This window comes from Aquimonas voraii (genome assembly GCF_900101825.1).
Lineage (GTDB): Bacteria > Pseudomonadota > Gammaproteobacteria > Xanthomonadales > Xanthomonadaceae > Aquimonas > Aquimonas voraii.
The window spans coordinates 193,196-205,215 of the sequence record NZ_FNAG01000004.1 but is presented as its reverse complement, the minus strand read 5'-3'; the positions used below and the strand labels follow the sequence as shown (position 1 = coordinate 205,215).

Below are 12,020 nucleotides of genomic sequence, written 5' to 3'. Positions count from 1 at the left end.
ATGGCCGAACCGGCCACCGCCAGCCGCGGCAGCCAGCTGATGGGCATGCTGCGCCAGGGCCTCGGCGCCCCACTCATCGTCATGGCCATGATGGCGATGATCGTGGTGCCACTGCCGCCGCTGGCGCTGGACGTGCTGTTCAGCTTCAACATCGCGATCTCGCTGGTGATCCTGCTGGCCGTGCTCTACGTGCAACGACCGCTGGAGTTCTCGATCTTCCCCAGCATCCTGCTGCTGGTGACCCTGCTGCGACTGGCGCTGAACGTGGCCTCGACCCGCGTGGTGCTGCTGCACGGGCACGAGGGCCCGGATGCCGCCGGCAAGGTGATCGAGTCCTTCGCCGCCTTCGTCATCGGCGGCAACTACGCGGTCGGCTTCGTGGTGTTCGCCATCCTCACCATCATCAACTTCGTGGTGGTGACCAAGGGCGCCGGCCGCGTCTCTGAAGTGTCGGCGCGCTTCATCCTCGACTCGCTGCCCGGCAAGCAAATGGCCATCGACGCCGATCTCAACGCCGGCCTGCTCTCGCGCGAGGAGGCCATGCGCCGCCGCGAGGAGGTGCGCGAAGAGTCGGACTTCTACGGTTCCATGGACGGCGCTTCGAAGTTCATCCGCGGTGACGCCATCGCCGGCATCCTGATCCTGTTCATCAACCTGATCGGCGGCTTCGCCATCGGCATGGCCCAACACGGCATGTCGGCCGGTGAATCCGCCGAGGTCTACACCCTGCTGACCATCGGCGACGGTCTGGTCGCGCAGATCCCGGGCCTGCTGATCTCGACCGCGGTAGCGATGCTGGTCACCCGCGTCTCGCGCTCGCACGACATGAGCGGCACGGTGATGAGCCAGCTGTTCGGGCAGCACAAGGCGCTGGCCATCGCCGCCGCCCTGCTCGGCCTGGTCGGGCTGGTGCCCGGCATGCCCAACCTGGCCTTCCTGAGCCTGGCCGCAGTGCTCGGCTATGCCGCCTGGGCCCTGTACAAGCGCAGCATCGCGCCGCCGCCCGCGGCGCCGGCCGAAGAGGCGCCCAAGCCCGCCGCACCGACCGAGCTCAGCTGGGACGACCTGTCGCCGGTCGATTCGCTGGGCCTTGAAGTGGGCTACCGGCTGATCCCGCTGGTCGACCGCGCACAGGGTGGCGAGCTGATGGCTCGCATCAAGGGCGTGCGCCGCAAGCTCACCCAGGAGTTGGGCTTCCTGATCCCGCCGGTGCACATCCGCGACAACCTCGAGTTCTCACCCGGCGCCTACCGCATCTTGCTGCACGGCGTGCCGATCGGCGCCGGCGACATCCTGCCCGACCGCGAGCTGGCCCTGAACCCGGGGCGCATCCCGGTCAACATCGACGGCGTGCCGACCCGCGACCCGGCGTTCGGGCTGGATGCGCTCTGGATCAGCCCGGCCAACCGCCGCCAGGCCGAGGCCCTGGGTCTGACCGTGGTCGACCCTGCCACCGTGATGGCCACCCACGTCTCGCATCTGGTGCGCCAGCATGCCCCCGACCTGCTCGGCCACGAGGAGGTGCAGCAGCTGCTGACGGCGCTTGGACGCAGCCACCCGAAGCTCGTCGAAGATTTGACGCCAAGAACCCTTCCGCTTTCCGTCATCGTCCGCGTCCTGCAGAACCTGCTGACCGAGAAGGTACCGATCCGACAGCTGCGACGGATCTGCGAAGCCCTGCTCGAACACGGGCCGAATACCCAGGATGCCGCCCAGTTGACCGCCGCCGTGCGCGCCGCGCTGGGCCGCTTCATCGTCCAGGAGATCAACGGACTCGCCCCCGAACTGCCGGTCTACACCTTGGCTCCGCCGCTGGAACGGGTGTTGCAGGAGTCCGTCAGCGGCAACGGCGCCGCGCTGGAACCGGGTCTCGCCGAGCGCATGCACCAGTCGCTGCTGGAGTGCGTGAAACGGCAGGAAGCGGTCGGCGAGCCCGCCGTGCTGCTGGTGCCGGGGCCGGTGCGATCGCTGATCGCCAAGCTCACCCGCACCGGGATTCCCGAGCTTCATGTGCTGGCCTACCACGAGGTGCCGGACGACAAGAAGCTCAAGCTGGTCGGCAACGTCGGCTGAAGTGATCGCCCCGCGGGGCAGGTTTCCAGCACGGCATTCGAGAACACGAGTACAGGCGGAAGGCGCTCATGAAGATCAAGCGGTTCTTTGCCCAGGACATGCGCACCGCGTTGCGTCTGGTGCGCGAGGAGCAGGGCCCGAATGCGGTGATCCTGTCGAACCGTCGCGTCGAGGGCGGCGTCGAGGTGGTCAGCGCCACCGACTACGACGAATCGCTGGTGCAGCAGTCGCTGACGGCCGCGCGCCGCGCCGCCGAAGCGGCCAGCGAGGCAGCCGCCTCCGCAGTTGCCACGCCGGTGAAGATCACCGAGATGCCCCGGGTGGCAACCGCCCACCTGAGCCCCTCGGCGCCTCCGCCGCCGCCGGATCCGCTGCTGCCGCCGCAGGCCGCGCAGGTCGCCGCTGTGGCTCGCGCCGAAGCCATGAACCCGCGTATGCCCGCGGCCGCGCCGCCGCCCGCCCCCGCTGCGCGCGCCCAGCCCGTGGCGGCGGAAGCGCCGCAGCGGCCGATCACCGCGATCGATCAGATCGAACGCGCCGCCGCACGCCGGCTCACCCGCATCCCCGACCAGGTCGCGCAGCTCTGCGTCGAAGACCCGCAGATCGCCGAGATGAAGCGCGAGATGGCCCTGCTGCGCGAGAGCCTCAAGAAGGAGCTGGAGCGCTTCTCCGACCAGCGCATGCGGCTGTCGCCGGCGCGCGCCGCGGCCTTCGAGGAACTCGCCGGCTATGGCTGCGATGAGGCCTTCGCCCGCGGCATCGTCGAACGTATCCCCGCTGATCTCGATCCGCAGCGCGCCCGCGGCCTGCTGCTGGGTCAACTAGCCAAGTCGCTGCGCGTCTGCGAGGACGAGCCCATCGCCCACGGCGGCGTGGTCGCCCTGGTCGGCCCGACCGGCGTCGGCAAGACCACCACGCTGGCCAAGCTGGCGGCGCGCTACGCCGCCCAGCACAGCGCGCGCGATGTCGCCCTGGTCACCACCGACGGCTTCCGCATCGGCGCCCGCGAGCAACTGTTCACCTACGGACGTCTGCTCGGCATGCCGGTGATCGAGGTCGCCAACCCGAACGAACTCGGCGAGACCCTGGATCGCCTCGGCGAGTACAAGCTGGTGCTGGTCGACACTGCCGGCCTCTCGCATCGCGATCTGGCGCTCGGCGCGCAGCTGTCGGCGCTGGCGAAGCTGCGCCACGTCAACACCCAGCTGGTGCTGCCGGCCAATACCCATGCCGACGACCTGGATGAGGTGGTGCGCCGCTTCGGCATCGCCAAGCCGCGCGGAGTCGTGTTGAGCAAGGTCGACGAAACCGGCCGCCTGGGTGCCGCGCTGGGCGTGACCGTGCGCCACGGCCTGCCGATCAGCTACCTCACCGACGGCCAGCGCGTGCCCGAGGACATCCACCGCGCCGAGGCCCACCGCCTCGCCCTGCGCGTCACCGAGCAGCGCCGCGGCAGCAGTCATCTGCACGAGGAGATCGAGCATGTCGCAGGGTGAAGCCCGCGCCGATGCCCCCATGGACGATCAGGCCCAGGGCCTGCGCAAGCCGCGGGTCAAGCCCGTGCGGGTCATCGCCGTCAGCGGCGGCAAGGGTGGCGTCGGCAAGACCAGCGTGTCGGTCAACCTCGCCGTGGCCCTGGCCGATGCCGGCCGCCACGTGATGCTGCTCGACGCCGACCTTGGCCTCGCCAATGTCGACGTGCTGCTGGGCCTGTCGCCGCGCTTCACCCTGGCCGACGTCATCGAAGGCCGCTGCCAGCTGCAGGACACCATTCTCGAGGGACCGCACGGGCTGGCTGTCATTCCTGCCGCCTCGGGCAAGCGCGCCATGGCCGAGCTGTCGGCGCCCGAGCAGGTCGGCCTGATCCGCGCCTTCTCCGAGCTCGACCGCGAGGTCGACGTGATGGTGGTCGACACCGCCGCCGGCATCCACGAGAGCGTGCTGACCTTCGCCCAGGCGGCGCAGGACGTGATCCTCGTGGTCTGCAACGAACCGGCCTCGATCACCGACGCCTACGCCCTGATCAAGGTGCTCTCGCGCGAGCGCGGGGTGAACCGCGTGCACATCATCGCCAACATGGTGCGCAGCCCGGCCGAGGGCCGCGAGCTGTTCGACAAGCTCTCGCGGGTCACCGACCGCTTCCTCGACGTCACCGTCAGCCTGCTCGGCATCATTCCGCACGACGAATGGCTGCGCCGCTCGATCCAGCGCCAGCAGGCGGTGGTCGAGGCCTTCCCCGCCTGTCCGTCCGCGCATGCCCTGCGCGGCATCGCCCGCCGCATCGACCAGTGGAGCGCGCCCAGCGGCCCGCGTGGCCCGGTCGAGTTCTTCGTCGAGCGCCTGGTCGCTCCGCCCGAGGCGCATGTGTGATGTCGCAGGCGGAAGCCGAATACCGCGCCGTCCGCCGACCGGACGCCAACGAGACCGTGGCCCAGCACGGCAGCCTGGTGGCGCGCATCGCCCACCATCTGGCCGCGCGACTGCCGGCCAGCGTTGACGTCAACGACCTCATCCAGGCCGGCATGATCGGCCTGATCGAAGCCTCGCGCAGCTACGACGCGAGTCAAGGCGCGGCCTTCGAAACCTACGCCTCGATCCGCATTCGCGGCGCCATGCTGGACGAGATCCGAAGAGGCGACTGGGTGCCGCGCAGCGTCCACCGCAAGGTGCGCGAACTCGCCGCCGCCACCTCCGCGATCGAGCAGAAGACCGGTCGCGCCGCCCGCGATGTCGAAGTCGCGCAGGCGCTGCAGATGCCCATCGAGGAATTGAACCGCCTGCTCGAAGACGCCTCGCGCGGGCAGGTGCTGAGCATCGATGCGCATGCCGATGAATCGGGCGAACTGCGCCTGCCAACCAGCGTGGCCGCGAGCTCGGCCGCGGCCGGCGTCGAGCGCGAAGCCTTCGCCGACGATCTGGCTGCGGCGATCGGCAAGCTGCCCGAGCGCGAGCAGCTGGTGATGAGCCTGTACTACGAGCAGGAGCTCAACCTGCGCGAGATCGGTGCAGTGCTCGGCGTCACCGAATCGCGGGTCTGCCAGTTGCATGGCCAGGCCCTGGTGCGCCTGCGCTCGCGCCTCGCCGACTGGATCCGCGATCCGGTCGAAGCCGACTGACCCCTTCCCTACCCCGACCCTCTCCTGACGAGCCGTCTCCCATGGACAAGAACATCAAGATCCTCATCGTCGACGACTTCTCAACGATGCGCCGGATCGTCAAGAACCTGCTCAATGACCTCGGCTTCCAGATCACCTCCGAGGCCGAGGACGGCAACAGTGCGCTGGCCCACCTGCGCTCGGCCCCGGTCGACCTGGTGATCACCGACTGGAACATGCCGGGCATGACCGGCATCGAGCTGCTGAAGGCGATCCGCACCGATCCCAAGCTGGCCCATCTGCCGGTGATGATGGTCACCGCCGAGGCCAAGCGCGAGCAGATCATCGAGGCCGCGCAGAGCGGCGTGAACGGCTACATCATCAAGCCCTTCACCGCGCAGACCCTTCAGGAGAAGCTGCAGAAAATTTTCGAACGCATGGGCAGCGCCGCATGAACGCCTCGGCAGCAGAGCGCGAGCACCTGCTGCACCTGATGCACGCGGCGCTGGGTGCGTTGGAGCAGGGCGACGACACCCTCTACCGCAGCTGCATCGAATCGCTGGCGCAGTGGCGCTCGCGGCCGATCTACGCCGCCATCGATCGGCTCGCCCGCGAGCTGACCGGCGCCTTGGCCAACCTGCCGATCGACGCGCGTCTCGGTGCCTTGGCCGGCGAGGAGCTGCCGGATGCGCGGGCGCGCCTGAACTTCGTGGTGCAGACCACCGAGGAAGCCACCCACCGCACGCTGGACCTGGTCGAGGACTGCCGCAACCGCATCGACCTGCTGCGCAGCCAAGGGCTGGACTCGGCGATCGAGAACGAGCTGATGAGCGTGCGCGGCAACCTGTCCAGCATCGCGCTGGCGCAGGAGTACCAGGACCTCACCGGGCAGACGATCAAGCGTGTGGTCGGCCTGGTGCATCAGGTCGAGCAGGCGATCGGCAAGATCAGCAACGCGCTGGGCCTGCCCGAGCAGCGCAAGAACGAAGGCATCGAAGCGCAGGGCCCCGCCCTGCCTGGCATCGACGCCCACGGCGTGAGCCAGGACGATGCCGACGACCTGCTCGCCGGCCTCGGCCTCTAGCGGGAACGACCACGCATGAGCGGACACGACGACATCGCCGCCGACTTCCTGGTCGAGGCCAGCGAGATCGCCGAGCGCTTGGGCGACGAGCTGGTGCAGCTGGAGATGCAGCCGCAGGACACCAACCTGCTGAACGCCATCTTCCGCGGCTTCCACACCATCAAGGGCGGCGCCAGCTTCCTCAACTTCAGCCCGCTGGTCGAGCTCTGCCACGGCGTCGAGGAACTGTTCGACCTCTTGCGCAAGGGGCGACTGGCGGTCGACGGTGACCTGTTCGATCTCGCCCAGGGCGCGCTCGACCACCTCTCGGGCCAGCTGGCCGCGCTGCGCTCCGGCGCGGCAGCGGAGCGCGCGCCGGACGCACTTCTCAGCGCCATCCGCATCGCCGCCCTGCCGGATTCCAGCCCGCAGGCGGCGCCTGCCGCTGCGCCGGCCAAACCCGCGCCCAAGCCCGCCCCCGCGGCACCCCCGGCCGCCGCCAAGGCGGGCACCGGCGAAAGCATCACCGAGGACGAGTTCGAGGCCCTGGTCGACATGTTCCAGGCCGCCCAGCAGGTGCCGGCCGGCAAGGCCACGCCGCTGCCGGCCAGCCCAGTGCAGGCACCGGGCGCGCGCGCGCCGGCGGCGCCACCGCCGACCGCTCCGCCGGCGTCTGCCGGCCCCGCCGCGAAAGCAGCACCGCCTGCCGAAAGCAGCGTCCGCGTCGACACCAAGCGCCTCGACGGGCTGATGAACCTGGTCGGCGAACTGGTGCTGGCCCGCAATCGCCTGAAGGCCTTGCGTCGCCGCACGCGTGACGAGGACATGGAACGCGCGGTCTCCAACCTCGATGTCGTCACCGCGCGCCTGCAGGCCGAGGTGATGCGCGTGCGCATGCAGCCGGTGGGTCGCGCCTTCTCGCGCTTCCCCAAGGTCGCCCGCGACGTCGCCCGCACGCTGAAGAAAGAGGTCAACGTGCAGTTGATCGGCGAGGAGACCGAACTCGACAAGAACCTCGTCGAAGCCCTGTCTGATCCACTGATCCACCTGGTGCGCAACGCCATCGACCACGGCATCGAGGCGCCCGACCGCCGCGAGTCGATCGGCAAGCCCAGAGCCGGCACGCTCAAGCTGTCGGCGCAGCAGGAAGGCGACCACATCGTGATCATCGTCGCCGACGACGGCGGCGGCATCGACCCCGACATGCTGCGCACCAAAGCGCGCGAGAAGGGCCTGATCGATGCCGACACGGCGGCGCGTCTGTCGCCCACCGAGGCCCTGCAGCTGATCTTCCTGCCGGGGTTTTCGACCAAGGAGCAGGCCACCGACATCTCCGGCCGCGGCGTCGGCATGGATGTGGTCAAGAGCAAGCTGGCCGAACTGAATGGCCAGGTGCTGATCGAATCCGTCCGCGGCGAAGGCACGCGCTTCGTGATCCGCGTGCCGCTGACGCTGGCGATCCTGCCGACCCTGATGGTCACCGCCGCCGGCCGGCCCTACGCGCTGCCGCTGTCCAACGTGCTGGAGGTGTTCAAGTACCGCGAGAGCCTGGTGCGCTTCATCGACGGCCATGAGGTGCTGGACCTGCGCCAGCAGACCTTTCCGCTGGTGTTCCTGCGGCGCTGGCTGGGCAAGCCGGTGTCGACCGAGGACGCTGGCGTGGTGGTGGTGCAGACCCAGAGCCGCAAGCTCGGCATCGTGGTCGACCAGGTCCGCGGCCGCGAGGAAGTCGTGGTCAAACCGCTGCCGCATTCCCTGCGCGGGCTGACCGGGCTGGCCGCCGCCACGATTACCGGCGACGGAAATCTGGCGCTGATTCTCGACGTCGCCGGCCTGCAGAACGCGGTCTAGACGCCAGCTCGACCTTCCAGCCCCTGCCACCCACCCTCAAGCCCCCAGCGCCACGGCCGATAGCTTTCCGCATGGATATCCTGAGCCTCATCGGCATCGTGCTCGGCCTCGTCGCCATCCTCGGCGGCGCAGTCGCCAAGGGTGCCGGCCTGTCCTCGCTGTGGTCGGCGGCGGCCTTCATCATCGTCATCGTCGGCACGCTCGCGGCCATCCTCGTGCAGACGCCGATGCCGACCTTCCGCCGCGCGATGCAGATCTTCGTGTGGATCGTGAAGCCGCCGGAAGACCCCGGCCGCCAGCTGCTCGCGCAGATCGTCGGCTGGAGCACGCGCGCCCGCAAGGACGGCCTGCTCGGGCTGGAGAACGACATCGACAAGCTGTCCGACCCCTTCCTGCGCAAGGGCCTGCAGATGCTGGTCGACGGCAATGAGCCCGACACCCTGCGCAAGGTGTTGGAGATCGACCTCAACAGCCAGGAGCAGACCGACCTGGCCGCCGCCAAGGTCTTCGAGGGCATGGGTGTGTACGCGCCGACGCTCGGCATCATCGGCGCGGTGCTGGGCCTGATGGCGGTGATGCAGAACCTGGCCGACCCCTCCAAGCTCGGCGTCGGCATCGCCGCGGCCTTCACCGCCACCATCTACGGCATCGCCTCGGCCAATCTGTTCTTCCTGCCTGTCGCGGCGAAGCTGAAGGCGGTGATCCGCCAGCGTGCGCGCACCCGCGAACTGGTCATCGAGGGCTTGATCGCGATCGCCGAGGGCGAGAACCCGCGCAACCTCGAATCGCGCCTGCAGGGCTATCTGCTGTGAGCCGCCGACCCCCGAGCGGCCGCGGCGCGGCGCTTGCAGGGCAGGCCTGAATCCGCCGCCTGCGAGTCGCCATGGGCCGTCGACACAGCCACGAAGAGCACGCCAACCACGAGGCCTGGGCCATCCCCTACGGCGACCTCGTGACCCTGCTGCTCGCCTTCTTCGTGGTGATGTACTCGATCTCCTCGGTCAACGAGGGCAAGTACCGGGTGGTGTCGAACTCGCTGTCGGAGGCCTTCGGCGGGCCCGGCACACAGATCCAGCCGGTCCAGTTCGGCCAGCTGCGGCCGGACGGCGCGCGACTGGAGGCGAAGTCGATCATCGGCAGCCAGCTGCCGATGGGGCTGGTCGCGGAGCGGATCGCGCAGAACCTCCCCGAAGAAGAGCGCCAGCGCTGGCTGGACCAGCGCGCACGCGAGACCGCCCTGGAACAGAGCCGCTCGCGCGATGCACTGTCGGCGATCGCCAGCGACATCGAGCAGGCGCTGGATTCCCTGATCCTCGAAGACATCGTGCAGGTCTACCGCCGCGGCGACTGGCTGGAGGTCGAGATCAAGTCCGACATGCTGTTCGCCTCGGGTTCGGCCGCGCCACGCCCGGAAGCAGTGGCCGCGGTCACCCGCGTCGCCGAGGTGCTGCGCGAGGCGCCCAACCTGATCCGCATCGAAGGCCACACCGACAACGTGCCGATCGCCACCGCCCTGTTCCCCAGCAACTGGGAGCTGTCGGCCGCGCGCGCGGCCAGCATCGCCCGCGTGCTGATCGGCTCGGGTATCGCCCCCGGTCGCCTCACGGTGGTGGGCTACGGCGAGTTCCAGCCGGTCGCCGACAACGTCAGCGAAGGCGGACGCAACGCCAACCGCCGGGTCGTGCTGGTGATCCTGGCGCGCAGCAATGGCGAGGACACACTCGCTCCCCCGCAGGAGGGCCCGTAAGCCATGCGCACCTGGTGCATCGCCAACCAGAAGGGCGGCGTCGGCAAGACCACGTCCACGCTCGCCATCGGCGCCTGCCTGGCTGAACGCGGCTTCCGCACGCTCATGGTCGACCTCGATCCGCATGCCTCGCTGTCGCGCTGGCTCGAAGTGCCCGAGGACCCGGCGCCGCCCGGCGTGTTCGAATTGTTCGCAGAGACGCCGCCGCCGCTGGTGACCCTGACCCGACCCAGCGGCCAGCCCGGCCTCGACCTGCTGCCCGGCCAGCCGGCGCTGGCGACGCTGGAACGCCAGAGCGCCACCCGCCAGGGCCTGGGACGCGCGCTGGTGCGGGCGTTTGCCGGCCAGCACCGCTACGACTACGCCCTGCTCGACTGCCCGCCCACCCTGGGCGTGCTGATGGTGGCCGCGCTGGCCGCCGCCGATGCCCTGATCATCCCCACCCAGACCGAACCACTGGCCCTGCATGGCCTGAACGCGATGCTGCGCACCGCCGAGATGGTGCAGCGCTCGCGTGGAACGCCGGTGCCGGCGCGCATCGTTCCCACCCTCTACGACAAGCGCACCCGCGCCGCCGTCGACAGCCTTGCCGAGCTGCGCAGCCGCCACGGCGAGGCCGTGTGGGACGAGGAGATTCCCGTCGACACCCGCCTGCGTGAGGCCAGCCGGCAGGCCCTGACCCCGGCCTCGCTCGGCGCCAGCGCGCGCGGCGCCAGCGCCTACATGCGCCTGACCGACTGGCTGGTCACGGCCGACCTGAAAGCAGCGGCTGACGCCGCCCCCCGAGGCAGCACGCCATGAACGGCAAACCCGCACTGGACGACTACTTCGACGCGCTGCTGGGCGAGCCCGCCGCCCCAGCCGTCAGCGCGGCCTCCGCGCCCGCACCGCCGGTCAGCCCGGCAGACCCGGTCCCGCCGTCCGCCGCGCACGCCGAGGCGCCGCCTGTCGTCATGGGCGATCCCCCCGACGAACTCGAAGCCGTGTTCGAGCAGGCCCATGCCGAAGCCAAGGCTGCAGGCGTCTTCAACCAGGTCGCGGCAGCCCCCGCGCCTGCGGCGCCGCTGGGCGATCCGCTCGACGAGCTCGAAGCCGTGTTCGAGCAGGCCCATGCCGAAGCCAAGGCTGCCGGCGTCTTCAACCAGGCCGCGGCTGCTCCCGTGCCCGCCGCGCCGCTCGGCGATCCGCTCGATGAACTCGAAGCCGTGTTCGAGCAGGCCCATGCCGAGGCCAAGGCTGCCGGCGTCTTCAACCAAGCCGCGGCTGCTCCCGCGCCCGCCGCGCCGCTCGGCGATCCGCTCGATGAACTCGAAGCCGCGTTCGAGCAGGCCCATGCCGAGGCCAAGGCCAGCGGCGTCTTCAACCAGGCCGCGACGGCCGCCGCACCTGCCGTGCCCTTGGGCGATCCACTCGACGAGCTCGAAGCCGTGTTCGAGCAGGCTCATGCCGAGGCCAAGGCCAGCGGCGTCTTCAACCAGGCCGCCGCGACCGCCAGCGCGGGCCCGAGCGAGCTGGACGAACTCGAGGCCGCCTTCGATGCGGCCGCCGAGGCCGCCCGCATCGCTCGCCAGGCCGCGGTGGCCGCCGCCCCCCCCCTGCCCAGCCATGTGCCCATGCCGGGCCCGGCCGAAATGCCGCCGCAGCACGGCCTGCTGAAACCGCAGCTGGCCAAGCGCAGCGAGGCCGTGCGCCGCCGGCTGGCGCGGCGCCGCGAGCAGGAAGTGCCTGAGCTGCCGCCGGTGCCGGTGGAGAAGTTCCACCGCTGGCTGCGCTTCCAGATGGGCGGCCAGAGCTATGCCGTCGAACTGCTGAAGGTGCAGGAGGTGCAGCGCGTGCCCGACATCCTGCCGGTGCGCGGCGCCGCGCCTCATGTGATGGGCGTGATGAACCTGCGCGGTCAGATCATCGCCGTGATCGACCTCGGCGCCTGCATCGGCCTGCCGCAGGAACCCCTGACCGAAGCCTCGCGGGTGATTGTGCTGGAGACCGAAGAGGAAACCGTCGGCCTGCTGGTCAGCGCCGTGGCGGAAGTGATCTCGCTGTCCGAACGCGCGGTCGAGAACCCGGTGAGCTCGATCCCCGCCCTGCCCCGCGAAGCCCTGATCGGCATCGCCCGCCACGGCAGCCACATGAGTGTGCTGCTGGATGCGACGGTTTTTCTTAGATGAAACCGGGATTGGGGATTCGGGAT

General features: G+C 69.9%; 11 protein-coding genes. All 11 read left to right on the top strand.

Annotated features, from left to right (window positions below; translation table 11 throughout):
* The 11 genes from flhA to BLP83_RS09590 all read left to right on the top strand — a co-directional run bounded on the left by flhA (window position 1) and on the right by BLP83_RS09590 (window position 11,997).
* Complete coding sequence (flhA, locus tag BLP83_RS09640; RefSeq protein ID WP_245680001.1) at window positions 1-2,073, top strand: flagellar biosynthesis protein FlhA; 2,073 nt, start codon at window positions 1-3, stop codon at window positions 2,071-2,073.
* Window positions 2,074-2,141: 68 nt separating this feature from the next.
* On the top strand, window positions 2,142-3,569 hold the full coding sequence (gene flhF, locus BLP83_RS09635) for a flagellar biosynthesis GTPase FlhF (protein ID WP_091241910.1): 1,428 nt from the start codon (window positions 2,142-2,144) through the stop codon (window positions 3,567-3,569).
* Window positions 3,570-3,588: 19 nt separating this feature from the next.
* A complete protein-coding gene (locus BLP83_RS09630) occupies window positions 3,589-4,443 on the top strand; it encodes a P-loop NTPase (RefSeq protein ID WP_091242051.1) in 855 nt (284 codons plus the stop codon).
* The gene (locus tag BLP83_RS09625; protein WP_091241908.1) at window positions 4,443-5,189 is read left to right on the top strand and encodes an RNA polymerase sigma factor FliA; all 747 of its coding nucleotides are present in this window, start codon (window positions 4,443-4,445) and stop codon (window positions 5,187-5,189) included. The genes BLP83_RS09630 and BLP83_RS09625 overlap by 1 nt, the downstream gene beginning before the upstream one ends.
* A gap of 41 nt (window positions 5,190-5,230) precedes the next feature.
* Window positions 5,231-5,623 (top strand): chemotaxis response regulator CheY, encoded by a 393-nt coding sequence (locus BLP83_RS09620; RefSeq protein ID WP_091241906.1) that lies wholly within the window; start codon window positions 5,231-5,233, stop codon window positions 5,621-5,623.
* A complete protein-coding gene (locus tag BLP83_RS09615; RefSeq protein WP_091241904.1) occupies window positions 5,620-6,252 on the top strand; it encodes a protein phosphatase CheZ in 633 nt (210 codons plus the stop codon). Before BLP83_RS09620 ends, BLP83_RS09615 begins: the two co-directional genes overlap by 4 nt.
* A 15-nt stretch (window positions 6,253-6,267) precedes the next feature.
* The gene (locus BLP83_RS09610; protein ID WP_091241901.1) at window positions 6,268-8,082 is read left to right on the top strand and encodes a chemotaxis protein CheA; all 1,815 of its coding nucleotides are present in this window, start codon (window positions 6,268-6,270) and stop codon (window positions 8,080-8,082) included.
* Window positions 8,083-8,153: 71 nt separating this feature from the next.
* On the top strand, window positions 8,154-8,894 hold the full coding sequence (locus BLP83_RS09605; RefSeq protein ID WP_091241900.1) for a flagellar motor protein: 741 nt from the start codon (window positions 8,154-8,156) through the stop codon (window positions 8,892-8,894).
* Between the two features lie 71 nt (window positions 8,895-8,965).
* Window positions 8,966-9,829: a flagellar motor protein MotD gene (motD, locus tag BLP83_RS09600; protein WP_091241897.1), complete on the top strand. Its 864-nt coding sequence runs from the start codon at window positions 8,966-8,968 to the stop codon at window positions 9,827-9,829.
* 3 nt (window positions 9,830-9,832) lie between these two features.
* Entirely contained in the window at window positions 9,833-10,630 is a 798-nt protein-coding gene (locus BLP83_RS09595) for a ParA family protein (protein ID WP_091241896.1), read from the top strand.
* Window positions 10,627-11,997 carry a chemotaxis protein CheW gene (locus tag BLP83_RS09590; RefSeq protein WP_091241893.1) on the top strand — a complete coding sequence of 457 codons (1,371 nt, stop codon included), beginning with the start codon at window positions 10,627-10,629 and terminating at the stop codon, window positions 11,995-11,997. The genes BLP83_RS09595 and BLP83_RS09590 overlap by 4 nt, the downstream gene beginning before the upstream one ends.
* Window positions 11,998-12,020: the final 23 nt, after the last annotated feature.

Excerpts from the sequence above, each read along its gene's own strand:
- flhA (WP_245680001.1), top strand. The coding sequence starts at position 1 with ATGGCCGAACCGGCCACCGCCAGCCGCGGCAGCCAGCTGATGGGCATG.
- BLP83_RS09610 (WP_091241901.1), top strand. The coding sequence starts at position 6,268 with ATGAGCGGACACGACGACATCGCCGCCGACTTCCTGGTCGAGGCCAGC.
- flhF (WP_091241910.1), top strand. The coding sequence starts at position 2,142 with ATGAAGATCAAGCGGTTCTTTGCCCAGGACATGCGCACCGCGTTGCGT.
- BLP83_RS09615 (WP_091241904.1), top strand. The coding sequence starts at position 5,620 with ATGAACGCCTCGGCAGCAGAGCGCGAGCACCTGCTGCACCTGATGCAC.
- BLP83_RS09630 (WP_091242051.1), top strand. The coding sequence starts at position 3,589 with ATGGACGATCAGGCCCAGGGCCTGCGCAAGCCGCGGGTCAAGCCCGTG.
- BLP83_RS09625 (WP_091241908.1), top strand. The coding sequence starts at position 4,443 with ATGTCGCAGGCGGAAGCCGAATACCGCGCCGTCCGCCGACCGGACGCC.
- BLP83_RS09590 (WP_091241893.1), top strand. The coding sequence starts at position 10,627 with ATGAACGGCAAACCCGCACTGGACGACTACTTCGACGCGCTGCTGGGC.
- motD (WP_091241897.1), top strand. The coding sequence starts at position 8,966 with ATGGGCCGTCGACACAGCCACGAAGAGCACGCCAACCACGAGGCCTGG.
- BLP83_RS09595 (WP_091241896.1), top strand. The coding sequence starts at position 9,833 with ATGCGCACCTGGTGCATCGCCAACCAGAAGGGCGGCGTCGGCAAGACC.
- BLP83_RS09620 (WP_091241906.1), top strand. The coding sequence starts at position 5,231 with ATGGACAAGAACATCAAGATCCTCATCGTCGACGACTTCTCAACGATG.
- BLP83_RS09605 (WP_091241900.1), top strand. The coding sequence starts at position 8,154 with ATGGATATCCTGAGCCTCATCGGCATCGTGCTCGGCCTCGTCGCCATC.